Below are 26397 nucleotides of genomic sequence, written 5' to 3'. Positions count from 1 at the left end.
AAGATCAAATTGAAGATAAGTTGAATACAAAAGAGTATGAAGACCCTTTTAAGGGTAGCAGATAATCATACCACCAAGGCTTGAACGAAGTGAAAGCCAGCGTCATTTAGGCGCTGGCTCTTAATAAGCCCTTATAGGGCTAGTGCAAACCACGTCTTTTAGGCGTGGTTATGATTTACGCAATATTGTTTTTTCTGAAGTCTGTTTTATATGCTTATGCCAGAACTTCTTTCATGGAGTACAGACCAGCAGGCTGTTCAGCTAGGAATTTTGCAGCTTTTACAGCACCAACGGCAAATACTTCTCTGCTGGAAGCATGGTGGCTGAGGGTGATGACTTCATCTCGTCCTGCAAAGATGACATCATGTTCCCCAACGATATTGCCGCCGCGGATAGCATGGATACCGATTTCTGTACGTTCCCGTTTTTCGCGTTTCTGAGAACGATCGTATACATAGTGGAATTTTTCGTCCATAGCAGCATTGATGGCATCAGCCAGTGCCATAGCAGTGCCGCTGGGTGCGTCGATTTTCTGGTTATGATGTTTTTCTACTACTTCAATGTCGAAGTTTGCATCATAAAGGATCTGTGCTGCACGCTGTACCAGATCCAGCAGCAGGTTTACACCGATGGACATGTTTGCAGATTTCAGAACAGCAACGCTTTTAGATGTTTCTTCCAGTTTTGCCTGTGTTTCATCAGAAAGAGCTGTTGTGCAGACAACAACGGGAATCTGTTTTTCTTTTGCAAAGTCCAGCAGAGCGGGAACAGCTGTTGCTGTGGAGAAGTCGATGATGACATCTGCGTCAACGGTGCATTCCGCAGGGGAAGCGAATACAGGGAAATCCAGTGCAGGAACAGTAGGGTCGATACCTGCAACAATCTGGCAATCAGGGTCGTTTTTCACCAGGTCTGCTACGACATGACCCATTTTGCCGCCGCAGCCGTGCATGATGATATTTACCATAAATCAAAACCTCCTTAAAATAAGTTGAAACAGCAGTATTCAAAAAGAAAGAGCCGGAACCTTTTAGGGGTTTTCCGGCTCTGATGCATTTCGGTACGGATGCCCTTACTGGATGCATATATTTTGCTGTTTCAACAGAAACAAATGTGTCTTATTTCAGCAAACCGTAGTTTTTCAGTGCAGTTCTCAGTGTTTCCAGGTTCTTTTCTTCCATGTCACACAGAGGCAGACGGCAAGGGCCTACTTCGTAACCCATCAGGTTCAGAGCTGCTTTTACGGGGATGGGGTTTACTTCGCAGAACAGAGCCTTGATCAGTTCAATGGCATCCAGCTGCAGTTTTGCAGCGCCTGCTACATCGCCAGCCATGAATTTTGCAACCATGTCATGGGTATTTTTAGGAGCAACGTTGGACAGTACGGAGATAACGCCTTTTGCGCCCAGTGCCAGCATAGGAACGATCTGGTCGTCATTGCCGCTGTAGATATCGAAGTCAGGACCACACAGTGCAGCGATTTCTGCAATCTGGGAGAAGTTGCCGCTAGCTTCTTTGATCGCTACGATATTTTTTACTTTGGACAGTTCGTAAACAGTCTTAGGTGCGATGTTGCAGCCGGTACGACCGGGTACGTTGTACAGGATAACGGGAATGGAAATGCTGTTTGCAACTGCTGTGTAGTGCAGGATCAGACCTTTCTGTGTTGCTTTGTTGTAGTAAGGTGTTACCAGCAGAACAGCGTCAGCGCCAGCTTTTTCGCAGCCCTGTGCCAGTGCGATGCAGTGTGCAGTATCGTTGCTGCCTGCGCCTGCGATAACAGGAACACGACCGTTTGCAACTTCTTTGGAGAAACGTACACATTCGATCTGAACTTCGTCAGACAGTGTGGATGCTTCGCCTGTTGTGCCGCAGATGATCAGTGCATCTGTTTCGTTTGCAATCTGGAATTCAATGAGTTCTTTCAGTTTATCAAAATTTACGCTGCCGTCAGCGTAGGTAGGGGTAACCAGTGCCACCCCAGCGCCTGTGAAAATAGACATAAGAATGACCTCCTTCGATGTTCAAGAATATGATTTGGAATTACTGCATGTTTTTGATGATTTCTTCTGCAATCTGAACAGCGTTTGTTGCAGCGCCTTTTCTGATGTTGTCAGCTACAACCCAGATGTTTACACCACTTTCTACGCTATCGTCACGACGTACACGACCGATATATACTTCGTCATGACCTGCAACATCTACAGCCAGAGGATATTCGTTGGCTTCGGAATTGTTCTGCAGTACAACGCCGGGAGCGTTTTTCAGTGTTTCCAGCAGGTCATCCATTTCGAAAGGTTTTTCAAATTCGATGTTGATGGATTCGCTGTGGCAATCGAATACAGGTACACGAACGGTTGTTGCAGTTACGCGCATTTCGTCGTTATGCAGGATTTTTCTTGTTTCGTTTACCATTTTCATTTCTTCTTTTGTATAGCCGTTGTCCAGGAATACATCGATGTGAGGCAGGCAGTTGTTTGCGATGGGGTGAGGGAATTTCTTAGGAGCTTCCCCTTTCAGACCATTTTCCAGATCTTTCCATCCTGCCATACCTGCGCCGGATACAGCCTGATATGTGGAGTAAACCACACGTTTGATTTTGTATTTGTCATCCAGGGGTTTCAGAGCAACCATAGCCTGGATTGTGGAGCAGTTGGGGTTTGCGATGATGTTTTTGTGCCATGCGATGTCCTCAGGGTTTACTTCAGGAACAACCAGAGGAACTTCGGGATCCATACGCCACTGAGAGCTGTTGTCGATAACGATACAGCCGTGTGCTGCTGCGATGGGAGCGAATTTTTCGCTGGTGCCGCCGCCTGCGGAGAACAGGGCAATGTCGATGGGTTTATCAAAAGAATGTTCTGTCAGTTCTTCTACTGTATATTCTTTGCCGTTGAAAGTCAGTTTGGAGCCAGCAGAACGGCTGGATGCCATTACATAGAAGTTTTCGATGGGCAGCTGTCTTTCTTCCAGAACTTTCAGGAATGTTCTGCCTACCATACCAGTTGCGCCTACAACAGCAAGATTGATTTTTTTCATAATGATTGATACCTTCCTTCCCAGAAATACGTTTGTGTGAGAGATGATTTTTGGTAACAAAAAAGCCGGCCAGCGCCGACTGCAAAAAACCATAGAAAATAAACAATAGCAATAAACTATGGTAATTATCCAGTAGCGCTCCATTGGGAAACCCAATGACAGTCATACGGCTCTTAACCGCACAACCAGAAAAAAACAGATAAGGCCGTCTTTTTCTTCGGCATTTTCCCCTTTCGACGAGCCTCCTGTATCCCTTATGATATTGGCTCGGTTACTCTTGAAAAACGCACCTCTACTTTGTATTTTTATGTACTTATGAAGTTAGTCTAACATCCAAATCGGATTCTGTCAAACCTTTCCTGCATAATTTTCAAAATTATTTCAAGAATAAAAATAAGTACAAGAAAAAAGCCCATTTTTCAAGGAAAACAGGAGGTTATAAAAATCATGAAAAAAGAACTGACACCAGAACAAAAAGCAGACCTGCGTATGAAATATGAAATTGCGGAGGAATTAGGGCTGTTGGATAAAATTACAGAAAACGGATGGAAGGGACTCACATCCAGAGAAAGCGGACGCATCGGCGGCATCATGGGAAAACGGAAGCGCGCACAGATGCAGGAGGGAAAAAACGAGAAAAAGGCAGATGAATAAAGGGAAATACTTGCTTTTCCATTTAGAAAACGGTATAATTTTAGATTATGGCAACAAGGAAAGCGAGTGGAAACAATGAACGCATATACAGACTTTGCCACAGTCTATGATTTGTTTATGGAAGAAGTGCCTTATGACCAGTGGCTTTCTTTTCTGGAGGAAATCTGGCGAAAGGAAGGCTTACAGCCGGAGGTCATTGCAGACCTTGGATGTGGGACAGGCAATCTGCTGGTGCCTTTGACAGAAAAAGGATACCGCACCATAGGTGTGGACTTGTCTTTTGATATGCTCTGTCAGGCAGAAAAAAAGCTGCGGGAAGCAGGATTTTCTTCTATATTATTAGAGCAGGATTTGACAGAGGTTTCTCTGCCGGAGGAGGCAGACTGTATCATCAGCGTTTGCGATAGCCTGAACTATCTGACAGAAGATGCAGAACTTTCAGCGGCTTTTGCCTGCGTGAAAGCATCTTTGCGGCAGGGCGGATTGTTTTTGTTTGATATGAATACAGAGTACAAATTCAGTGAAGTCCTTGCCCAGAATACTTATGCCGTTACAGAGGAACATGCAGCCTATATCTGGGAAAACGATTATGACCCGGAAGAAAAAATCAATGCCTATGCAGTGAACTTTTTTATAGAAGGAAATGACGGCAAATACGAAAGAACAGAAGAAGTGCATTATGAAAGAGCCTACAGTGTGGAAGAAATCAAAACTGCTCTGGCAGAAAACGGCTTCACGCTGGTAGGCATGTATGATGATTATACATGGGAAAGCCCCAAAGAAGATTGCCAGCGGATTGTGTTTGTGGCAAAAGGGGCAGAGTAAGAAACGGAGGAAATACAACATGCAGGATTATATTATTCGTGCAACGGCAGGGAACGGCAGTATCCGTGCTTTTGCGGCAACAACAAGAGAAACCGTACAGTATGCAAGAGAAGTGCACCATACTTCTCCCGTAGCTTCTGCGGCACTGGGCAGAATGCTCACAGCGGCAGCGATGATGGGCAGCATGCTCAAAGGCGATAAAGACTTGGTAACATTGCAGATTCGCAGCTTGGGTCCCCTGAAAGGTATTGTGGTTTCCGGTGACTCCCACGGTCATGTAAAAGGCTATGTATTCAACCCCAATGTGGATATCCCCAGCAAATATCCCGGCAAACTGGATGTGGGCGGTGCTATTGGGGAAGGTTACATGAGCGTTATCCGTGATATCGGTCTGAAAGAACCCTATGCCGGTAGAATTCAGCTGGTCAGCGGCGAAATCGCAGAAGACCTGACATATTATTTTGCACAGTCTGACCAGACACCTTCTTCTGTAGGTCTGGGTGTATTGGTAGAAACAGATACATCTATTCGTCGTGCCGGCGGTTTTATCATTCAGCTGATGCCCGAAGCAACAGAAGAAATGATTTCTAAATTGGAACAGCGTCTGAACACCATTCCTTATGTGACAGACCTGTTGGATATGGGCAAAAGCCCCGAAGACATTCTGGAAATGATTCTGGGGGATATGGATCTGAAGATTATGGATAAGATGCCTGTAGAATTCTACTGCAACTGTTCCAAAGAACGTGTGGAAAAAGCACTCATCAGCATTGGTAAAGAAGAACTGGAAAAAATCATCCGTGAAGATAAAAAGGCAAATCTGCATTGCCATTTCTGCAACAAAGAATATAACTTCACAGAAGAAGAGCTGAAAGAACTGCTGGAAAGCGCGAAGTAAGAAAAAATGAGGAAGGGAGGTGAATCAGATGCATCGGGATTTTGCGGTGGCTGTGAAGGCTGTCATTGTCCGGGGGGACGAAGTGTTGGTGCTGCGTCGTTCCAAAGGAGAAATGGCAGGCAGTTATATGAACAAATATCAGAAATGGGATTTGCCCGGCGGAGGGCTGCATTTTTACGAAAAAGCCGAGGATGGACTTCTGCGGGAGATTCGGGAAGAAACATCCTTGTCTGTAGAGATTGGCAGACCCGTTTCCATGTTTGACATCATCCGGCATCAGATTCACCTCTGTATTTTTACATATGCGGCTGTTTGGACAGGTGGAGAGGTGCAGTTAAGCAAGGAACATGATGGTTTTTTGTGGCTGCATAAAGATGAGGTGGAAGAAAGTGAATTGCCTCATTGGATGAAACGTGACATTTTCCGTGCGCTGGAAGCCGTAGAGAATCACTAAATAGCACAAAAAGAGACTTCGTTTTCATGGAGCAATCCTTATGAAGGCGGAGTCATTTTTTTTGCAGAAAAATCTTCAAAAAAACTTTCTGTCAGATTAAAGCGTAAAAGAACGCATATTCGATCTGTATGACAATGGTAAAAGAGGAAAAGAATATCTAAATTGAGCGACAGGATTTTGTGTTATATGCACAATTGCATATAAAATTAATAGGGAAAATAACGGGGAATCATTTTGCCTGCAAATAGATAGGACGCAAAGTATCCCTCGCAAGACCTTTAAAATTCAGGGTTTTGATTTTTTATGAAAAATTTTCGATTTATATTTAACAATAATGTTGGCAAATCTTCATTTTTCTATAATCATAGAGGCGGAAGTGTATATTGACAATGCAGCAAAGAACCATTATTATTTAGATTAAGGTATGTTTGATATTTGATACATATCTGGAAGGGACTGGTAAAACTTATTCATATTAGACATTTTTTACCAGATATGACCTTCTCTTTTTTGTATTATTATGAAAAAGAGAAGGGGAAACTGCATTTGTTTATTCTTGGGATATTTTTTATGTAAGGAAACATAAATTGACATTTTTTTAACAAAAAGTGTTTTTTGTGTCAATACATTTAGAAACACCTGATAACATGCAGTAAACTTGCAGCGAGAGAGGTGATAAAAGTGGCTTATGAAATTCTGAAAAGTATTGTGGATGCAGAAGCGCAGGCTGTGGAGAAAAAACGCCAGGCAGCAGAACAAGCGGAAGAACTGAAGGTAAAAGCGCAGGCGGAAGCGGCAGCGCTGCTGGAAAAGACCCGTAAGGACGGACTGCTCATGGTGGACGAAACAGTCAAAAACGCTGTGGAAGACAGTGAAATGACTATTCAGGGTATTCGCAGAGAAGCTGAAGAAGCTTGTCAGGAAATCAGAAAGCAGGCTGCGGGAAAGAAAGAAGAAGCAATACAGGCGGTCATCGGAAAGGTTGTGGGTACTTATGGCAGTAACTGATATGCAAAAACTGACTGTCATTGGTCTGAACAGCAGTCGTACCCCATTTCTGCATGAACTGATGCGCCTGGGTGTTGTGGAAATCAATTCTCAGGAAGGCGTTGTCAATGACGAAGAATGGATGCCGGATATTTTCCGTACCAGTAACAGCGCGGACGTTTCTCGTCTGGAAGCGGACATTGCCCGTGTCAGTGTCGCATTGGACGCCATCAATCGGTATGATACCGGTAAGAAGCCATTGATCCACACCAGAAAAGAAATCAAGCGCAATGTTTTTGTTGACCACATGAATGCCACCAAAACAGCAACGGAAATGAATGTGGACCATGCGGTAGAATCCAATAAGAAGATTGCAGACGCAAGAACGGAAATCAACCGTCTGCGTACAGTCATTCAGGGGCTTCAGCCTTGGGAAACATTGGATGTACCTATGGAAATGACAGAAACAGCTCATGCTTGTCTGGTACTTGGTACGGTAAATGCCAAAACCAATGGCGCACAGTTACAGACAGATGTGCTGGCAGCATTGCCTTCGGCAGTCGTAAATGAAATCGGAGCAGATAAACAGCAGAAATATTTCTCTTTTATTTGCTGGAAAGATGAAAAAGATCAGCTCTATGAAGCCTTAAGACCTTACGGTTTTGTTTCAGTGACCCTTGGAGAAACAAAAGGGACACCGGCAGAACTGATTCAGTCTTATGAAGGGCAGATCACAGCGCTGGAGCAGGAAATCAAGGAAGAAGAACAGAAACTGGAAGCTCTTGCTGCAGCAAAACAGGATATCGAATACCTGTATGACAGTTTGTGTATGCGGCGTGACCGGGCAAAAGTTGTCGGGGATATGCTTAGTACAGAAACCGTATTTTATTTTGACGGGTGGATGCCCAAGTGGAGCAGAGAAAAAGTGGAAAATCTGCTGAAGAAGTACGAATTCTACTATAATATTGAGGAACCAGACCCTGATGAGGAAGTTCCTATCCTGCTGCACAACAATGGTGTGGTAACAGCATTTGAAGGCGTTACCAGCATGTATAGCCTGCCGGCAAGACATGACATCGATCCGACAGCGATTCTTGCACCATTTTATTTTATTTTCTTTGGGCTGATGCTCAGTGACGCAGCATACGGTATCATCCTTTCTGTAGGCTGTGCCATCATTTTGAAAAAGTATAAATTGGAAGGTACCATGTACCGTATGTTCAAAATGTTCTTCTATTGTGGTATTTCCACATTTATCTGGGGCGCATTGTTCGGCGGATGGTTTGGCGACTTCTTTACAGTGGCCGCACGAACCATGTTTGGTGTAGACTTCGTCATCAACCCCATCTGGTTCAACCCTCTGGAAGAACCCATGAAGCTGTTGATCTTCTCCCTGATTCTGGGCGGTATCCACATCTTCGTTGGTATGGGCGTACAGGCGTATATGTATATCCGTGACGGTCATCCGCTGGATGCGCTGTTCGATATCGGCTTATGGTATCTGCTGCTGATCGGTCTGGTATTGTTCGGCTTTGGCGGCAGTCTGATGCCTTCTCTGGTACCTGTTGGCAAATATATGGCAATCGTTGGTGCAGTTGGTATTCTGGTTACCGGCGGCAGAAAGAAAAAAGGTTTGGGGAAAATTACAGGCGGTCTGGGCAGCCTTTACGGCATCACCAGTTACCTGTCTGACGTACTTTCTTACTCCAGATTGCTGGCTCTGGGCTTGGCAACAGGGGTAGTTGCACAGGTTATCAATACGCTGGGCTCTTTGGCAGGCGGCGGCATTGTCGGTTCCATCGTGCTGATTGTGGTATTCCTGGCAGGTACAGTATTCAATATTGCGATCAACGCACTGGGTGCTTTCGTTCACTCCTGTAGATTGCAGTATGTAGAATTTTTCGGCAAGTTTTACACAGGCGGCGGCAGAGAATTCCGTCCCTTTGAAAGAAAGACAAAATATGTAAAGATTTTAGAGGAGGATGTTGAAGATGGTAGATAGTTTATTAAACGGTCAGGTATTGGCATTAGCTGGCGCTGCGATCGCTGCAACTCTTGGCGGCATCGGTAGTGCTCTTGGTGTTGGCGTAGCCGGTCAGGCTGCTGCAGGCGTTGTTTCTGAAGACCCTAACAAATTCGGTCAGGTACTGCTGCTGCAGGCGCTGCCCGGTACACAGGGTATTTATGGTCTGCTGATCGCCTTCATCGTTATGGTAAAAGTTGGTCTGTTGGGCGGCGACGGTATGCTGGATCTGACTGTTGCACAGGGTGCTTCCATTTTTGCGGCATCTCTGCCCATCGGTATTGTTGGTCTGTGTTCCGCTATCGCACAGGGGAAAGCAGCAGCAGCAGGCGTAATGTTGGTTGGTAAAAGACCCAGCGAGCTGGCAAAAGGTATGCTGTTTGCAGCCATGGTAGAAACATACGCAGTACTTGCGCTGTTGGTATCCTTCCTGATGCTCAACAGCCTGCAGCTGTAATTTGCGGATAAAGGAGGTATGACTCCTATGAACGACGGTAAAATCATCATTGATAGAATCATGGCAGAAGCGGACAAGGAAATCGAAGCCTTCATGCTGGAAGGCAAACATGAAGCCGATGCCATTATGAAAGCGGCGGAAGAAAAAGCACGCCGTGAAAAAGAATCCTACCGCAAAAAAGCGGAGGAAGAAGCAAGAAAAGCCCGCGCAAAAGAAATCTCCGGCGCAGAGATGGAAGCCAAGAAAGCAATCCTGCAGGAAAAACAGGATATTCTGGAAGAAATCATCGCTGAAGCAAAAAAACGTCTGGAAAATCTGCCTGACGCGGAATACGCAAAAGTTATCGGCAGCATGCTGGAACGTCTGGACGAAAGCCAGGGCAAAGAAATCATCGTTTCTGCAAAAGACAAAGCACGTCTGGCAGATGTGGTAAAAGAAAAGGGCTATGTGCTCTCTGACGAAACCCGCGATATCGACAGCGGTTTTGTAGTAAAGAACGGTGACATTGAGTATAACTATTCCTTTGATGCAATCATCATGGTACAAAAAGAAGAAATGCAGATTACAGCAGCAAAAATCTTATTTTAAGGAGGGGTAGAAATGTCTAAAAATAAAATTTACCCTTTCGCCGTGGCCAGTGTGCGTTCCATGGAAAATAAGCTGCTGAGCCAGCAAAAGCTCATGCAGATGGCAGAAGCAAAAAGTGCCGAAGAAGCGCTGCGTCTGCTTTCTGATACGGCTTATGGCAAAACCCAGGTGCAGGATGTGCACCAGTTTGAGGAAATGATCGAAACCCATCTGGAAGAAACTTATACTTCTGTGGCAAAGCTCATTCCCGATGAAGCCCTCATTGATATTTTCCTTTATAAGAATGATTACCATAATATCAAGGTGCTCATCAAAGAGGAAATTTCCAAAGTCAGCGGCAAAAAGCTGCTGGTGCGGGGCGGCACCATTCCTGTGGAAGATATGAAAAAGAACTTCCGGGAACGGAATTACGCGGAAATGCCCACCATTGACGGTGACGCTGTGGAAGAAGCCATCAGCCTGTATGCAAAGACCAAAAACGGTCAGTATATCGACACCGTTCTGGATAAAGCATGCTTCGCTGCTATGGATGAGAGAGCTTCTGAGATGAAAAATCCCTTTGTACGCAAATATGTAACCATGTTGGCAGATTTGACCAACCTGAAAACCATTTTGCGCGTAAAACAGATGGGACGTCCTTTTGAAGCCTTTGAAGACGCTTTTGTGCCCGGCGGTGAAATCCGTACGGACGTGTTCCAGCGGGCATACCGTGAAGAAAGTATGCTGCCGGTGCTGAAGGAAACTTCCTATGGTGCCCTTTGTGAGCAGTATATGGACAAAGGCTTTACGGTTTTTGAAAAAGCATGTGACGACTTCCTGATGGAATACATCAAGGAAGCAAAATACAAAACACTGACGCCTGAGCCTGTTGTGGCTTATATCCTGGCGAAAGAAACAGAAGCGAAATGCGTTAGAATCATTCTGACCTGTAAGCTTCATAACATTGATACAGAAATTATCAAAGAGAGGGTGAGAGAAGTTTATGTCTAAAGTTGGTATCATTGGCGATAAAGACAGCATCATGGGCTTCCTCGCTCTGGGGATTGATATTTTCCCCGCTTACACGCCTGAAGAAATCAAGAAAACCATCCATAATCTGGCTGAAAAGGAATATGCTATCATTTATATTACCGAACAGGCTAGTCTTCAGGCAGGAGAAAGTCTTGCAAAATATAAGGACTTTGAATTGCCAGCCATCATTGTCATCCCCGGTATCGGCGGCAGCATGGGTCTTGGCATGAACGAAGTCAGAGAATCAGCAAAACGTGCTATCGGCGCGGATATATTGTTTAGTGAATAAAGATTGTAGGTGAATGAAAATATGAAAGCAGGCACGATCGTGAAGGTGTCAGGCCCATTGGTCATCGCAGAAAACATGCGTGAAGCCAATATGTTTGACGTGGTGCGTGTATCCGATAAACACCTGATTGGTGAAATCATCGAAATGCACGGGGACAGAGCGTCCATTCAGGTTTATGAAGAAACCTCCGGTCTGGGTCCCGGTGAAGAAGTGGTTTCCACTGGCATGCCCATGAGCGTTGAACTGGGTCCTGGTCTGATTTCCACCATTTATGATGGGATTCAGCGTCCTCTGGAAAAGCTGTATGAAGTCAGCGGCACAAACATTCATAAGGGCGTAGAAGCACCTTCTCTGGACAGAGAAAAGAAATGGAAATTTGAACCCACACGCCAGATCGGCGATGTTGTAGAAGCAGGCGACATCATCGGTAAAGTACAGGAAACAGCGGTAGTAGAATGCCGTATCATGGTTCCTTATGGCGTAAAAGGTACCATCAAAGAAATCTATATCGGTGAATTCACCGTAGAAGAAACCGTTTGTATCATCACAGACGAAAAGGGCAAAGACATCGAAGTAACCATGATGCAGAAATGGCCCGTACGTAAGGAACGTCCTTACAAAGTAAAAGAAACACCTGACTCTCTGCTGGTAACAGGGCAGCGTGTTATCGACACATTCTTCCCCATTACAAAAGGCGGTGTTGCAGCTATCCCCGGTCCTTTCGGCAGCGGTAAGACTGTCACACAGCATCAGCTGGCAAAATGGGCTGACGCCGACATCGTTGTTTACATCGGCTGCGGCGAACGTGGGAACGAAATGACAGACGTACTGAATGAATTCCCCGAACTGAAAGACCCTCGTACCGGTGAATCTCTGATGCAGAGAACCGTACTGATTGCAAACACTTCTGACATGCCCGTTGCGGCTCGTGAAGCGTCCATTTATACAGGTATCACCATTGCGGAATTCTTCCGTGACATGGGCTACAGCGTTGCGCTGATGGCTGACTCCACATCCCGTTGGGCAGAAGCCCTTCGTGAAATGTCCGGTCGTCTGGAAGAAATGCCCGGTGAAGAAGGTTACCCCGCTTATCTGGGTTCCCGTCTGGCACAGTTCTATGAAAGAGCAGGCCGCGTTGTCTGCCTGGGTTCTGACGGCAGAATGGGTACTCTGACAGCCATCGGTGCCGTATCTCCTCCCGGTGGTGACACATCCGAACCCGTATCTCAGGCAACACTGCGTATTGTCAAAGTGTTCTGGGGTCTGGATTCCTCTCTGGCGTATAAACGTCATTTCCCTGCCATCAACTGGCTGACCAGCTACTCCCTGTATCAGGATAAAGTAGATGAATGGGCAGACAAAAACGTTGATGTGCATTTCTCCGAACAGCGTACATTGGCAATGCGCCTGCTGCAGACCGAAGCAGAATTGCAGGAAATCGTACAGCTGGTCGGCGTGGATTCCCTGTCTCACAGCGACAGACTGATTCTGGAAACTTCTCGTTCCATTCGTGAAGACTTCCTGCATCAGAACTCTTTCCACGAAATAGATACCTATACTTCTCTGCATAAACAGTATCGTATGCTGAAACTGATTCTGACATTCTATGCAGAAGCAGGCGAAGCCATCAAACAGGGCGTGCCTATCCAGAAGATTACAAAACTGGATGTGGTAGAAAGAATCGGCCGTGCGAAATATGTAGAAGAAGCAAACGTAGATAAGAGCTACGATGAAATCGAAGCTGATATCAAAAATGAAGTAAAAGATCTGATCGCAAAGGGGGCTGATGAATTATGATAAAGGAATATCGTTCCATTCAGGAAGTCGCAGGCCCTCTGATGGTTGTTTCCGGCGTAGAAGGCGTAAAATACGATGAACTGGGCGAAATTGAATTGTCCAATGGTGAAGTCAGAAGATGTAAAGTACTGGAAGTAAACGGCGATACCGCTCTGGTACAGCTGTTCGAAAGCGCAACAGGTATCAACCTGTCCGACAGTAAAGTACGTTTCCTGGGCAAGAGCTTGGACTTCGGCGTATCTCCTGACATTCTGGGTCGTGTCTTCAGTGGTATGGGTAAACCCATCGACAATGGTCCCGACATCATCCCTGAAAAACGTCTGGACATCAACGGCGCACCTTTGAACCCCGCAGCAAGAGAATATCCTGCGGAATTCATTCAGACAGGTGTTTCCGCTATTGACGGTCTGAACACACTGGTTCGTGGTCAGAAACTGCCTATCTTCTCCGGTTCCGGTCTGCCTCACGCAAATCTGGCAGTACAGATCGCAAGACAGGCGAAGGTTCGCGGTACTGACTCCAAATTCGCCGTAGTATTTGCGGCCATCGGTATCACATTCGAAGATGCTGAATTCTTCATCAATGACTTTAAACAGACAGGCGCCATCGACCGTTCTGTCGTATTCGTAAACCTGGCAAATGACCCTGCCGTAGAACGTGTATGTACTCCTCGTATGGCACTGACTGCTGCGGAATATCTGGCATTTGAACAGGGCATGCACGTACTGGTTATCCTGACAGATATCACAAACTATGCAGAAGCCCTTCGTGAAGTATCTGCGGCGAAGAAGGAAGTTCCCGGTCGTCGTGGTTACCCCGGTTATCTGTATACTGACTTGGCTACCATGTATGAACGTGCAGGCCGTATCAAAGGCAAACCCGGCTCCATTACCATGATCCCTATTCTGACCATGCCTGAAGATGATAAGACCCATCCTATCCCTGACTTGACAGGGTATATCACAGAAGGTCAGATCATCCTGAGCCGTGACCTGTATAAAAAAGGCATCCAGCCTCCTATCGACGTTCTGCCTTCCCTGTCCCGTCTGAAAGATAAAGGTATCGGGAAAGACAAGACTCGTGAAGACCATGCCGATACCATGAACCAGCTCTTTGCGGCATATTCCCGCGGGAAAGACGCAAAAGAACTGATGGCAATTCTGGGTGAAAGCGCATTGTCCGAAATCGACCTGATGTATGCGAAATTTGCCGATGAATTTGAAAAACAGTATGTTTCTCAGGGCTTCCGTACAGACAGAACCATTGAACAGACACTGGATACTGGCTGGAAACTGCTGCGTATGCTGCCTAAGAGCGAATTGAAACGTATTCGTGACGAATATCTGGAAAAATATCTGGCGGACGAGGAGTGATGCATTGTGGCTAAATTGAATGTCAATCCTACCCGAATGGAAATGACAAGGCTCAAACGTCAACTCAAAACCGCGACCAGAGGTCATAAGCTGCTGAAAGATAAACTGGACGAACTGATGAAACAGTTTCTGGAAATCGTGCGTGAAAACAAACGCCTCCGTGAACAAGCGGAAGCAGCTTTGGAAAGCGCATACCAGAACTTCATCATCGCCAGAGCCGTTATGAGCGAAAGCACATTGGCGGAAGCACTGATGATTCCCCAGCAGTCCGTAGCGGTTAAAGTAAAGAACCGCAACATCATGAGCGTAAACGTACCTGTGTTTGACTTCCAGAAAGAGGAAGGCAGTGGGGATGTTTATCCTTATGGTACAGCATTTACCTCCGGGGAACTGGACAGCGCCATGAATTCTTTCTCCGATGCCATGGAGCCTTTGCTGCGTCTTGCAGAAAGCGAAAAGACAGCACAGCTTTTGGCACAGGAAATTGAACGCACCCGCCGTCGTGTAAACGCACTGGAAAACGTAATGATTCCCAATTATCAGGAAACCATTAAGTTTATTGCCATGAAGCTGGAGGAAAACGAAAGAGCCAGCACCACACGACTGATGAAGGTCAAAGATATGGTTTTGAAGAAAACCATCGAGGAAAAGAGAAAACAGGACGAAGCGGCACACGCCTGAGCCTGATTTTCATTAGATCTGTGGATAAATGGGTAAAACCTTTTCGGTTTTACCCATTTTTTGCAGTATAAGGAGGAAAATTATGAAACTGATACTGGATTTGGATACAGGCATTGATGACGCTATGGCGCTTGCCTATGCCGTTGGCAGCCCAGACTTGGAACTGATTGGTGTAACAGGTACTTACGGCAATGTGTATACGGAAGTAGGCGTACAAAATGTACTGAACCTGCTGGAAATGATGGGCAAACCGGAAGTTCCCGTTTTTCTGGGAGAGAAAAAAGCACTGACACAGGATGTTTTTGTCCGTCATGAAGTCAGCGCCAGAATCCATGGGGAAAATGGTGTGGGACAGGTGGAACTGCCTGTAGCTGCGGAACATGCGTCTAAAATGGATGCTGTGGATTTTATTATTGAATCTGTGAAAAAGTACGGAAAAGAACTGGTTATTGTGGCAACCGGCCCTCAGACCAATCTGGCGGCGGCACTGAATAAAGCCCCGGAAATCAAAGAAATCATGGGGAAAATCGTTATTATGGGCGGTGCGCTGACCGTTCCCGGCAATGTAAGTCCTTATGCGGAAGCCAATATTTCCAAAGACCCTCTGGCTGCAAAAATCCTTTTTGAAAGTGGTCTGGATGTGACCATGGTTGGTCTGGATGTAACACAGCGTTCTCAGCTGACATTGGAGGATTTGCAGGCTTGGAAAAACTGCGGTACATTGGCAGGGGAAAAATATGCGGATATGGTGGCATACTATATCAGTCAGCATGAACACAGCGGCGGTACTGCATGTTATCTCCATGATCCTTCCGCTGCTGTCTGCGCTGTACATCCCGAATGGTTTACCATGCTTCCCATGCATATGACCGTTGTCACAGAAGGCGAAGCAGCAGGATGTACCATTGGTGATCCCATGAAACTGCGGGAAGCAAACCCCAATGTGAAGGTTTGTATCGGTGTGGACTCTCCAAAATTGGAGGCACATTTGAAAGAAATCCTCATGCGTGCTTTTCTGGGCAACTGAAGGGAATGCTTTTGCAAGAAAAGAAATGTTAGCTTAAAAAATATATAGCCGGAATCCTTGAATAATAAAAAGGATTCCAGCTATCATTTTTGAATAGCAGTGCTATCCTAAAGAAATTTATGTAAGGATTCTATTTTTTGCTTTAACTTCGTGCATCATGCGTGAAATATGTTTCAGTATCAAGATGGGAGTGAAAGAATGAATTTTGCAGAAGAATATAAAAGAAAACTGAAAACACCGGAAGAAGCGGTGAAACTGGTGAAGGACGGCGACTGGGTGGATTATAGTGTGGGTATCGGTTTCCCTGTGCTGCTGGATGCAGCACTGGCAAAACGCAAAGATGAATTGAGAGACATCAAGATTCGCGGTTCCCTTGCTATGCAGCCCATTCAGGCAGTAGAACAGGATAGAGAACGGAGAACATTTACCTATAACAGCTGGCATTGCTCCGGTTATGAACGGAAATTGTGCGATGAAGGTCTTTGCAACTATATTCCTATGATTTTCCGTAATATGGCGTCTTATTACAGACGGTATCTGACCGTAAATGTGGCTATGATTTCCGTGGCACCCATGGACAACAAGGGATTTTTCAATTTCTCCATGGTAAACTGTACCACCAGAGCCATTCTGGATGCGGCAGACCTGATTATTTTGGAAGTTAACGAACATATGCCCCATGTTTATGGCGGACAGGAAGACTGCATCCATATTTCTGAAGTAGATGTGGTGGTAGAAGGGGAACATAAACCTCTGGCACAGCTGCCTGTTCCTCCAGCAACAGAAATTGATGAGAAAATTGCATCACTGCTTTTGCCTCATATTCCCGATGGCGCTACTATTCAGCTAGGTATTGGCGGTATGCCCAACTCCGTGGGCAAACTCATGGCAGAATCCGATCTGAAGGATTTGGGCATGCACACAGAGCTCCTTTCCGATGGTTTTGTAGACTTGTACGAAGCTGGTAAACTGACAAACAGCCGCAAAACACTCCATCGCGGGAAAGGTGTATTCGGCATTGCATTGGGTTCCCAGCGGCTTTATGATTGGGTAGGAGAAAATCAAGGACTTCTTTCTTTCCCTATGGACTATGTGAATCAGCCCAGCGTTATGGCACAGATGGAAAATATGATTTCCATTAACAACTGTATCGCCATTGACCTGTATGGACAGGTTTCCTCTGAAAGCGCAGGCACACGCCATATTTCTGGTACTGGTGGACAGCTGGACTTTTCCACAGGGGCTTATGATGCGCCTGGCGGCAAAGGCTTTATCTGCATGACATCTTCTTATCGGGATAAGACCGGTAATCTGAAATCCAGAATCCTGCCCAAATTTACAGAAGGGGATATCATCACAACCCCCAGAACACAGGCGTTCTATATCGTAACAGAATATGGCATTGTGAATCTGGCAGGCAGAAGCACATGGGAAAGAGCGGAATTGCTTATTTCTTTGGCACATCCTGATTTCAGGGATGAACTCATTGCAGCAGCGGATAAGCAGAAAATCTGGCGAAACTCCAATAGAATCTAATTTGTATACAAAACAGGGATTTCTGATGTTTTCAGAGATTCCTGTTTTTTGTTGCCAGACACATAAGGGAAAAAAGTGCATACAATAGAAGTAGGGGGTGACGCCTGTGGGCAGAAAATGTGTGAACCAATGGAGAAAACGATGGATCGGTTCTCTGATGATTGCGTTGGGAACTGGTGTGTTTTTGGCTTTGCTGCTGCCGGGGTGCATGTTTCTGGTGGCTGTCCTGCTCATTTGCGGTGGCGCTTGTCTACTCTATAAAAGTTAAGATAATTCACGCATGTTGTTCTTTGGATTGAAAAGAGTGACATGCGTTTTTTGTTGTATTACAAAATATGTTTTGCAGGCTTTTCCGTTTTTCCCCTTTTTGTTATAATTTAATGAGAGAAAGATTAAATACGCAGGGGATGAAAATATGAATGAACCATATAAAATTTTGCTGGTGGATGATGAGGCGGAAGTCCGCACCAGCATTATTCGAAAAATAGATTGGTCTGCCGTTGGCTTTCAAGTGGTAGGCGATGCAGAAAACGGCGTGGATGCGCTGGAAAAAATTGAACAGTTGGAGCCGGATGTGGTATTGACGGATATTCGGATGCCTTATATGGATGGTCTGGAAATGGCAGAGAGGTTGCGGGAAATCCATCCTTCCATCAAAGTGGTGCTCTTTTCAGGCTTTGATGATTTTGAATATGCCCAGAAGGCCATTAAACTGAATATCATTGAGTATATCTTAAAGCCTGTCAACGCAGAGGAAATGATGGAAATTTTGCTGCGTATCAAGGGCACATTGGATGAGGAAATCCAGCGTTTGCGGGATTTGACAAACTTACAGGAAAGTTTCCGGAAAAATCTGCCCATCCTGCGAGAGAAATTTTTGAGCAATCTGGTGAAGGGCAATGTGGGCAAGGAGGATATTCCTGTCCTTATGGAGGAATATGGTCTTTCCCTTTTGGAAGGAAATCGCTGGGTAGCGGCAAAGGTTATGGCACAGGAAATGGACAATGCCGCTTGGAACAGTTGGAACCTGTTGGCTGTATCTGTACAGCGTTTGCTGGAGGACAGATTCAAGGGCTTTGGCAATTATAGCTGTTTCCAGCGACCATCTGGCATTTGTGTCATTGCTGCCATGGAAAGTGAAAAAGACCTGATGCAATTGACCACTTTTTTCCGGGAATTGTGCAAAGAAGTCAAAAAGATTTTAAATTGTACCCTGATTGTGGGAATTGGACGCGTGGTGGAGAACATCGAAGATATTTCTCACAGCTATGCGGAGGCAAGGGAAGCCGTTGCCTATAGCCGGACTGCCGGTGAAGTGGTCTTTATCTCCGACGTGGAACCACAGAAGGATACTTTGCTCCATTTGGACGAAAAAGATGAAAAGGAACTGAGTTATGTATTGAAGTTCGGCGATGAAGAAATGATACAATCCTGTGTGGAAAGCATTTCCGGCAGAATGCGACAGACAAAGGCGATACAAAGCAGTTTTCAGGCATATATCATCGATATTTTGAGTGTCATTTTGCGCGTAGTACAGAAAAATGGCTTGGAAGAAAACATCGTCTTTGGTAAATACACTGACTACAACGGTGTGCTCACGGGCATCCGGGACAGCGCGGATATGCAGGACTGGCTTTGTGAAGTCTGCTTTGCCATCAGCGGCAAATTGTATCGGGAACGTGTGGGAACCACCCAGACATTGATTGAAAAGGCAAAGAAATATATTGGGGAAAATTATGCCAATTCTGCCCTTTCACTGGAAATGGTATGCAGTTATCTCCATATCAGTACAGCTTATTTTTCCACCATATTCAAAAAAGAAGTGGGGGAAAGCTATATTTCCTATCTGACGGGCATCCGCATGGAAAAAGCGGCTGCGCTGCTGAAGGAAACCGATGAAAAGACATACCAGATTGCCGCAAAGGTTGGCTATGACGAGCCGAATTATTTCGGCTATGTATTCAAAAAGAAATTTGGGGTTTCTCCGAATAAGTTTCGTGGAAAGTGAGGAAAGCCATGGGTATTTTTCAAAAGGGAAAAGAATATCTGCAGCAGCGGTTTTTGGATGGCAGCAAGCATATTGAACTGCGGAAACTGCTGTGGGTTTCCTTTACGCTGACATCTGTAGTGGCAACGCTTTTGATGGGGATTTCTTTCTATTATCGTTTTGCGGCACAATCTGCCCAAACCACATGGGAAGGAAACGATACTCGCATAGAAGATGCGGCAGAACAGGTGACAGCCCATTTTCGTAATATGATCAAAGTGTCGGATACCTTATATTACCGCGTTATCAAGGGGACAGATTTGCAGCAGGATACCATTTCTGATGATTTTCGGCTGATTTATGAAATGAATAAAGATAATGTGGAAAGCATTGCCCTCTTTTCCATTGACGGCAATTTGATTTGTGCTACACCCAATAGTCATCTGCGACCCAATTTTTCATTGCAGAAAGAAGCTTGGTATGGCAGTGCTTTGGATACAGAGGAAAATATCCGCTTTGGGGCACCGCAGGTTTCCCGGGTATTCCGGGCAGAAGGCGATGGCTATACACGGGTGATTCCTATGAGCCGTATGGTACAGCTGACCATGGGAGATCAGACAAAGCGTGGCGTGCTGCTCATCAATCTGCGATATGATGTATTGCAGGATATGCTGGAAAATGTCATGGTAGGGGAAGAATCCTATGTATATCTGGCAGGAGAAAATGGTAATCTGCTGTATCATCCCATGCAGGACCAGATTGCGGCAGGCACCATGAAAGAGGAAACATTGCCGCTGCTTATGTCCTCTCTGGAAGGAGATGTGCAGGCAAAACCCTATACGTTCCTGCATAAGACCATTGGCTATACGGGCTGGCATATGGTGGGGGTATCCAAAGGGGATACGCCGTCTTTGCATAACTGGAAAACACGAAGTTTCATCCTGTTTTTGCTGGCGTTTTTCCTCAATGCCATGATGCTCATCAACTTTTATGTTTCCAGAAAAGTCACAGAGCCTATGCATCGACTGGAAGGTGCTGTAAAACGAATTCAGGCAGGGGATTTGAATACGAAGATACAGGCTTCCGGTGTGTATGAAATACAGAATCTGTCCAACGCCATTGAGGAAATGGAACGGAATCTGAAACAGCTCATGGAAGATATTGTGCAGGAACATGAAGCCAAGCGAAAAAGCGATTTGATGGTACTGCAAAATCAGATCAACCCCCACTTCCTGTATAATACGCTGGATGTTATTGTGTGGATGATCGAAAATGAAAAAAGCGGCGATGCCGTCAAAGCGGTGACAGCACTAGCACGATTTTTCCGTATCAGTTTGAGCAGGGGTAAGACCGTTATTCCTGTTTCTGATGAAGTGGAGCATGTGCGAAACTATCTGATGATACAGGAAATGCGTTTCAAAAATAAATTTACTTATGCCTTTGATGTAAAAGAAGAAACAAAACAGCTGGGAACTGTGAAGCTGATTTTGCAGCCATTGGTGGAAAATGCCATTTATCATGCCATGGAATTTATGGATGATGATGGAGAATTGACCGTAAAAGGTTATCTGGAAGGGGAAGAACTGATACTTTCTGTAACAGATAACGGCTGCGGCATGACAAAAGAGCGAGCAGAAGCCCTTCTGCGAGGGGATTTTGTCCAGACCGGAAAAGGCTCTGGCGTAGGGCTGCGGAATGTGCAGGAGCGAATCCAGCTTGTCTTTGGGGAGAAATATGGTCTGCGCATCCTTTCGGAACCGGATGAGGGCACTTGTATCGAGATTCACCTGCCAGCCATTCCCTATGAAGAAATGAAAGAAAGGGGGATGGTATCATGACCATAAAACAGAAAATCTTTCTTTTTGTGGACATCCTCATTTTGGTTGTACTGTTTCTGATTTCCTCTACAGATTATATCTGGAAGGAAAGAAAAGTGGATGTGTCCAATATTTCTGTTATTGTAGACATCCCGCAGGACAGCATCAATATGAATCTGCGGGAAGGAGCAAAAAAGGCTGCCCAAGCCTATCATGCAGACATGCATTTTCTCAATCTGCGGGATTATGAAGCACAGCAGATGGATATGCAGACATTGGTGCAGCGAGAATTGGATGCGGGTTGTGAAGGTATTGTGCTCCAATGTGGAAGCAGCAGAGTTACGGAAGAAATTCTGGAACAGATTCCCGTAGGTGTTCCTGTGGTGCTGTGGGATACAGAAGCGGAATCTCCGCGGGTGAAATCTTCGGTATCCTTTGATCGAGAAGCCATTGCAAGATTGCTGGTGGAAAAAGTATCTGAGGCAAGAGATAAAGGACAAAGTGTAACATTGGTGTCTCATAAAGACAGCAGCGATCAGGTGCAGCGTATGCATGATCTGTTGGAAGAATTGTTCCCCCAGGCAGGCATTATGGTACGGCGTGTGGAACTTGCGGATTATGCAGAAGCAAAAGCGCTTGTCAGTGGTCTTGCAGCACAGGGGGGCAATATGGTTGTTTCCTGTGATACACAGGCACTGGAAGCCATGGCGCAGGTCTGCGAAAATAATGGATGCGAGTTACCTTTGTTTGGTATGGGTTGGAGTGGAATGATCCGAGAACAGCTTGAAAAAGAAAATATTGCTGGCGTGGCTGTGATAGATGCTTATGGCGCAGGATACTTTGGTGTGCAGAAGCTGACCATGATTATGACTGGAGAAGATCAGAATGAAGAAGAAAGGATTTTTCAGACAATCTGGGTGACCGGTGAAAATATGTATGATCGAAGTCGGGAAGCAATATTGTTTCCTTTTGCGTGAGGTGAGAACAGATGCAGATAAGAAAACAAGCAATCGGTATTTTTTTAGGTGTGATTTGTGTGGTCCTGGCAGTGGCTTGGCTATGGATGCCTCGCACAAAGGAAAAAAAGGAATTGAAAATCGGTGTTTCTCTTTATTCGGAAAGTGACACATTTGTAGACAGCATTGTATCTTCTATGCAGGAACAGGCAGCTGCTTATGAAGCGGAAACGGGCTGCCCTGTAACTTTAAATATTTCCCGTGCCAATGGTTCCCAACGGGAACAGTATGATCAGGTGGAGCAGTATGTAGCGCTTGGATATGACGCTGTTTGTGTCAATCTAGTAGATCGAACAAACGCTTCCAGTATGGTGGATCTTGCTCAGTCGGAAGAAGTACCTTTGGTGTTTTTCAACAGAGAACCTGTGCGGGAAGATATCCTGCGTGGGGATCATGTGTATTATGTAGGTACAGATGCCAGAGAAACGGCAAGAATGCAGGGAGAAGCGGTGTTGCAGAGCTATGCTGCTTCTGCGGAAAAAATGGACAAGAATGGTGACGGCATTTTGCAGTATGTGATGCTGGAAGGAGAAATGGGGCATCAGGATACCATTCTCCGTTCTGATTATGTACTCCAAACCATTGAAGATGGCGGTGTGAAACTGCAGAAGCTGGATGCGGAAACAGCTGACTGGATGCGCAGCCGCGCAGATGCCATCATGGAACAATGGATTGCGGAAATGGGCGATGAAATTGAATTGGTATTATGCAACAATGACGATATGGCGTTAGGAGCCGCGGATGCTCTAAAAAGAAAAAATTCTACAGCAGCAGTATTTGGTATTGATGGAACACCGGCAGGGCTTGAGGCACTGGAGCAGAAAGTGCTTTGGGCAACGGTTGACTGTGGTGCAAAAGAACAGGGAAAAGCCGTCTTTGGCATTGCTTCAGCTTTGGGTATGGGCAAGGAACTGCCTGAGGATATGGAACTGAGTGATGGCAGATATGTTCGGGTCCCTGTACAGGCACGGATACATGAGTCCATATTCTGAACAGTTTTTTCGACAAAAAAAGAAAAAAATTATAGGTTTCGCCAAATGAAAAAGAATAAATTCCATGTAGATATAAAAAAATCTCTATTTTTTGCCTGGTATAGATTTGATATAATGTTATTAACAACAGGGAGATTGTTGTGTTACATGTGTTTCGGTCTTGGACTGGACAAAATCTAAAGGAGGGTTTATACAATGAAAAAGAAATTTTTGGCGATGCTGATGGCATCCGTGATGGTGTTGGGCCTTGCAGCCTGCGGCGGCGGCTCCAGTGATGCTGCAACAGAAGGCGACGCAGCAAGCGGCGACCTGCCCACAGTCGGTGTATTGATCTACAAATACGACGATACATACATCTCTACCGTAAGAAATTCCCTGCAGGCAGCTTTGGAAGGCAAAGCAAATGTAGAAATGCAGGACGGTAAAGGCGACCAGGCTACACAGAACGACCAGCTGGACGTTATGATTTCCAAAGGCGTTGACGTACTGTGTGTAAACATGGTTGACGCAAAAGCTGCAAGCGGCGTTGTAGAAAAAGCATCCGCAGCAGGTATTCCTACTATCTTCTTCAACAGAGAACCCGATACAGAAGTAATCAAATCCTATGATAAAGCATGCTTTATCGGTACAAACGCAATTGACGCCGGCAAAATGCAGGGTGACATCATCAAAGAACTGTGGGATGCACATCCTGAATATGACCTGAACGGCGACGGCAAAGTACAGTATGTAATGTTCCAGGGCGAACCTGACAACCCCGAAGCGATCGCTCGTACACAGTACAGTGTTGAACAGGCAACTGCTAACGGTCTGACAATGGAACAGGTTGGCGAAACACAGGTATGTAACTGGGATACAGAAACAGCTCAGAAAGCAATGGAAGCTATGCTGGCTGCTAACGAAGGCAAAATCGAACTGGTTATCGCAAACAACGACGGTATGGCTATCGGTTGTGTAGCTGCTCTGTCCAACATTGGCTACAACACAGGTGCTGAAGGCGCTCCTTTCATCCCTGTAATCGGTGTTGACGCTACAGACGCTGCAAAAGACGCAATCGCAAAAGGTCAGATGAGCGCAACTGTTCTGCAGGATGGTGACGCAATGGGTAAAGCAATCGCAGCTGCAGCTCTGAACGCAGCAAGCGGCGCTGAATTCCTGGATGGCACAGAATATACCTACGATGACACAGGTATTGCAGTTCGTATCCCTTACGCTCCTTACACAGGAGAATAATCTCTGATTTTCAGTAATAGATAGGAACAATTGGTTCGCACAGTGGGGTTTTTCCTCACTGTGCGTTCTTATAAGAAAAGAAAGTCCGTGACTGAGAAACATTTGGAAGCACAGCAGCTTATGTTTTAAGAGAAAAAGCTGTCGTTGGGGAAGTTTTAACAAAGAGAAGTTGGCACAACAGACGATTAGGAAGTGTGGTGAAGGCAGTGAGCCAAGAAAAATATGTACTGGAAATGACAGATATCGAAAAGCAGTTCCCCGGGGTAAAAGCTCTGGATCACGCAATGCTCAAACTGCGTCCCGGTACTGTACATGCGCTGATGGGCGAAAACGGCGCAGGGAAATCAACATTGATGAAATGTCTTTTCGGTATTTATAAACAGGACGGTGGTAAAATCGTCATCGATGGTCAGGAAACAGCGTTTTCCGGACCTAAAAATGCGCTGGACAACGGTGTAGCAATGGTACACCAGGAACTGAATCAGGTATTGAAGCGCAGCGTTATGGAAAATATTTGGCTGGGTCGTTTCCCCAAACAGGGTGGACTGGTCAGCCATAAGAAAATGTATCAGGAAACACAGAAAGTATTCGAGGAACTGGAAATCCCCGTTAACCCTAAGACAATCATCGGCAAACTGAGCGTATCCCAGAGACAGATGGTAGAAATCGCGAAAGCCGTATCATATAATGCAAAAATTCTTGTATTGGACGAACCTACATCCTCATTGACCCATGAAGAAGTAGAGCATCTGTTCCGCATCATCAATAAACTGCGTGACAGAGGCGTTGCAATGGTTTACATCAGCCATAAGATGGAAGAAATTTTGCAGATTTCCGACGAAGTTACCATCATGCGTGACGGTAAGTGGATCGCAACAGAAAATGCAAAAGATCTGACAACAGATAAGATCATTCAGCTTATGGTAGGTCGTGACCTGACAGACCGTTTCCCGCCGAAAACAAACAAACCCGGCGAAGTCCTGCTGGATGTAAAAAATCTGACAGGGAAATATATGCCTACCTGTATGGATGTAAGTTTCCAGCTGCGTAAAGGCGAAATCCTTGGCGTGGCAGGTCTGGTGGGCAGCAGAAGAACAGAACTTTTGGAAACCATTTTCGGTATTGCCCATCATCAGAGCGGCGAAATGTACATGCATGGCAAAAAAGTTGTGAATAAAGACGCAAAGACAGCCATCAAAAATGGCTTTGCGCTGCTGACAGAAGAACGTCGTGCCACAGGTATTTTCGGCGGCATGAGCATTCAGTTTAACTCTGTCATTGCCAATATCAAAAATTATCGGAAGGGTCTTCTGCTTTCCAATGCGAAAATGAAAGAAGACACCAAGTGGGTTATTGACAGTATGCATGTAAAAACCCCTAGCCAGAAAACCCATATCCGTTCACTTTCCGGCGGTAACCAGCAGAAGGTAATTTTGGGCAGATGGCTGCTGACAAAACCGGAAGTACTGCTTCTGGACGAGCCCACCCGCGGTATTGACGTAGGTGCAAAATACGAAATCTATCAGCTGATCATTGATTTGGCGCAGGAAGATAAAGGCGTTATCGTGGTTTCTTCTGAAATGCCGGAGCTGTTGGGGATCTGCGACAGAATCATGGTTATGAGCAATGGTCACTTGGCTGGTATTTTGGATGTCAAGGACGCAACACAGGAAGAAATCATGCGTCTGGCAGCAAAATATGTATAATGGGGAG

25 protein-coding genes and 1 riboswitch are annotated in these 26397 nt (G+C 45.5%); of the genes, 22 read left to right on the top strand and 3 right to left on the bottom strand.

All coding sequences use genetic code 11. The features are described from left to right. Window positions 1–214 precede the first annotated feature (214 nt). The 3 genes from dapB to INF29_RS04040 form a co-directional block, all read right to left on the bottom strand. The gene (dapB, locus tag INF29_RS04050; protein ID WP_193484807.1) at window positions 215–967 is read right to left on the bottom strand and encodes a 4-hydroxy-tetrahydrodipicolinate reductase; all 753 of its coding nucleotides are present in this window, start codon (window positions 965–967) and stop codon (window positions 215–217) included. Window positions 968–1118: 151 nt separating this feature from the next. After that, window positions 1119–2003 carry a 4-hydroxy-tetrahydrodipicolinate synthase gene (dapA, locus tag INF29_RS04045; protein ID WP_022364212.1) on the bottom strand — a complete coding sequence of 295 codons (885 nt, stop codon included), beginning with the start codon at window positions 2001–2003 and terminating at the stop codon, window positions 1119–1121. A 40-nt stretch (window positions 2004–2043) separates the two neighbouring features. Beyond that, window positions 2044–3039: an aspartate-semialdehyde dehydrogenase gene (locus INF29_RS04040; RefSeq protein ID WP_072851654.1), complete on the bottom strand. Its 996-nt coding sequence runs from the start codon at window positions 3037–3039 to the stop codon at window positions 2044–2046. Window positions 3040–3164: 125 nt separating this feature from the next. After that, window positions 3165–3342: riboswitch (Lysine riboswitch) on the bottom strand. A gap of 144 nt (window positions 3343–3486) precedes the next feature. Between INF29_RS04040 and INF29_RS04035 the strand changes: the two genes are divergently transcribed. The 22 genes from INF29_RS04035 (at window position 3487) to mglA (ending at window position 26390) form a co-directional block, all read left to right on the top strand. Beyond that, entirely contained in the window at window positions 3487–3693 is a 207-nt protein-coding gene (locus INF29_RS04035) for a small, acid-soluble spore protein, alpha/beta type (RefSeq protein WP_087989741.1), read from the top strand. 75 nt (window positions 3694–3768) lie between these two features. Then, window positions 3769–4518, top strand: coding sequence for a class I SAM-dependent DNA methyltransferase (locus INF29_RS04030; RefSeq protein ID WP_193484805.1), 750 nt, complete (start codon window positions 3769–3771; stop codon window positions 4516–4518). A gap of 19 nt (window positions 4519–4537) precedes the next feature. Further along, entirely contained in the window at window positions 4538–5416 is an 879-nt protein-coding gene (gene hslO, locus INF29_RS04025; RefSeq protein WP_087989743.1) for an Hsp33 family molecular chaperone HslO, read from the top strand. A gap of 28 nt (window positions 5417–5444) precedes the next feature. Then, window positions 5445–5870 (top strand): NUDIX domain-containing protein, encoded by a 426-nt coding sequence (locus tag INF29_RS04020; RefSeq protein WP_022364209.1) that lies wholly within the window; start codon window positions 5445–5447, stop codon window positions 5868–5870. A 681-nt stretch (window positions 5871–6551) separates the two neighbouring features. Continuing rightward, the gene (locus INF29_RS04015; protein WP_193484803.1) at window positions 6552–6878 is read left to right on the top strand and encodes a hypothetical protein; all 327 of its coding nucleotides are present in this window, start codon (window positions 6552–6554) and stop codon (window positions 6876–6878) included. After that, window positions 6865–8859: a V-type ATP synthase subunit I gene (locus INF29_RS04010; protein WP_087989744.1), complete on the top strand. Its 1995-nt coding sequence runs from the start codon at window positions 6865–6867 to the stop codon at window positions 8857–8859. The genes INF29_RS04015 and INF29_RS04010 overlap by 14 nt, the downstream gene beginning before the upstream one ends. Further along, window positions 8849–9337, top strand: a complete 489-nt coding sequence (locus tag INF29_RS04005) for a V-type ATP synthase subunit K (protein ID WP_022254673.1) — start codon at window positions 8849–8851, stop codon at window positions 9335–9337. The genes INF29_RS04010 and INF29_RS04005 overlap by 11 nt, the downstream gene beginning before the upstream one ends. Window positions 9338–9364: 27 nt before the next feature. Next, window positions 9365–9925: a V-type ATP synthase subunit E gene (locus INF29_RS04000; protein ID WP_193484801.1), complete on the top strand. Its 561-nt coding sequence runs from the start codon at window positions 9365–9367 to the stop codon at window positions 9923–9925. A 12-nt stretch (window positions 9926–9937) separates the two neighbouring features. Further along, window positions 9938–10915, top strand: coding sequence for a V-type ATP synthase subunit C (locus tag INF29_RS03995; RefSeq protein ID WP_072851634.1), 978 nt, complete (start codon window positions 9938–9940; stop codon window positions 10913–10915). Then, on the top strand, window positions 10908–11225 hold the full coding sequence (locus INF29_RS03990) for a V-type ATP synthase subunit F (RefSeq protein ID WP_072851631.1): 318 nt from the start codon (window positions 10908–10910) through the stop codon (window positions 11223–11225). The genes INF29_RS03995 and INF29_RS03990 overlap by 8 nt, the downstream gene beginning before the upstream one ends. 21 nt (window positions 11226–11246) lie before the next feature. Further along, window positions 11247–13022 carry a V-type ATP synthase subunit A gene (locus INF29_RS03985; protein ID WP_072851628.1) on the top strand — a complete coding sequence of 592 codons (1776 nt, stop codon included), beginning with the start codon at window positions 11247–11249 and terminating at the stop codon, window positions 13020–13022. Beyond that, complete coding sequence (locus INF29_RS03980; protein WP_072851625.1) at window positions 13019–14395, top strand: V-type ATP synthase subunit B; 1377 nt, start codon at window positions 13019–13021, stop codon at window positions 14393–14395. Before INF29_RS03985 ends, INF29_RS03980 begins: the two co-directional genes overlap by 4 nt. 6 nt (window positions 14396–14401) lie before the next feature. Continuing rightward, window positions 14402–15076 (top strand): V-type ATP synthase subunit D, encoded by a 675-nt coding sequence (locus INF29_RS03975; protein WP_193484799.1) that lies wholly within the window; start codon window positions 14402–14404, stop codon window positions 15074–15076. 82 nt (window positions 15077–15158) lie between these two features. Then, the gene (locus tag INF29_RS03970) at window positions 15159–16103 is read left to right on the top strand and encodes a nucleoside hydrolase (RefSeq protein WP_207728114.1); all 945 of its coding nucleotides are present in this window, start codon (window positions 15159–15161) and stop codon (window positions 16101–16103) included. 198 nt (window positions 16104–16301) lie between these two features. After that, the gene (locus tag INF29_RS03965; protein ID WP_193484795.1) at window positions 16302–17639 is read left to right on the top strand and encodes an acetyl-CoA hydrolase/transferase family protein; all 1338 of its coding nucleotides are present in this window, start codon (window positions 16302–16304) and stop codon (window positions 17637–17639) included. Window positions 17640–17745: 106 nt separating this feature from the next. Beyond that, complete coding sequence (locus tag INF29_RS03960; RefSeq protein ID WP_159432887.1) at window positions 17746–17907, top strand: hypothetical protein; 162 nt, start codon at window positions 17746–17748, stop codon at window positions 17905–17907. 147 nt (window positions 17908–18054) lie between these two features. Then, window positions 18055–19647, top strand: coding sequence for a response regulator (locus INF29_RS03955; protein ID WP_193484793.1), 1593 nt, complete (start codon window positions 18055–18057; stop codon window positions 19645–19647). Between the two features lie 8 nt (window positions 19648–19655). Next, window positions 19656–21464, top strand: a complete 1809-nt coding sequence (locus tag INF29_RS03950) for a sensor histidine kinase (RefSeq protein WP_084730651.1) — start codon at window positions 19656–19658, stop codon at window positions 21462–21464. After that, window positions 21461–22420, top strand: a complete 960-nt coding sequence (locus INF29_RS03945; protein WP_193484791.1) for a substrate-binding domain-containing protein — start codon at window positions 21461–21463, stop codon at window positions 22418–22420. Before INF29_RS03950 ends, INF29_RS03945 begins: the two co-directional genes overlap by 4 nt. Window positions 22421–22431: 11 nt before the next feature. Beyond that, the gene (locus INF29_RS03940; RefSeq protein ID WP_193484789.1) at window positions 22432–23451 is read left to right on the top strand and encodes a galactose ABC transporter substrate-binding protein; all 1020 of its coding nucleotides are present in this window, start codon (window positions 22432–22434) and stop codon (window positions 23449–23451) included. A gap of 195 nt (window positions 23452–23646) precedes the next feature. Continuing rightward, the gene (locus tag INF29_RS03935; protein ID WP_087988982.1) at window positions 23647–24684 is read left to right on the top strand and encodes a galactose ABC transporter substrate-binding protein; all 1038 of its coding nucleotides are present in this window, start codon (window positions 23647–23649) and stop codon (window positions 24682–24684) included. A 206-nt stretch (window positions 24685–24890) separates the two neighbouring features. Next, window positions 24891–26390 (top strand): galactose/methyl galactoside ABC transporter ATP-binding protein MglA, encoded by a 1500-nt coding sequence (gene mglA, locus INF29_RS03930; protein WP_072851658.1) that lies wholly within the window; start codon window positions 24891–24893, stop codon window positions 26388–26390. The last annotated feature ends 7 nt before the right edge of the window (window positions 26391–26397 follow it).

The organism is Anaerotignum lactatifermentans, from assembly GCF_014982935.1.
Lineage (GTDB): Bacteria > Bacillota > Clostridia > Lachnospirales > Anaerotignaceae > Anaerotignum > Anaerotignum lactatifermentans.
Note: the sequence above shows the minus strand (reverse complement) of the source record. Positions and strands in the feature narration are given on the sequence as shown.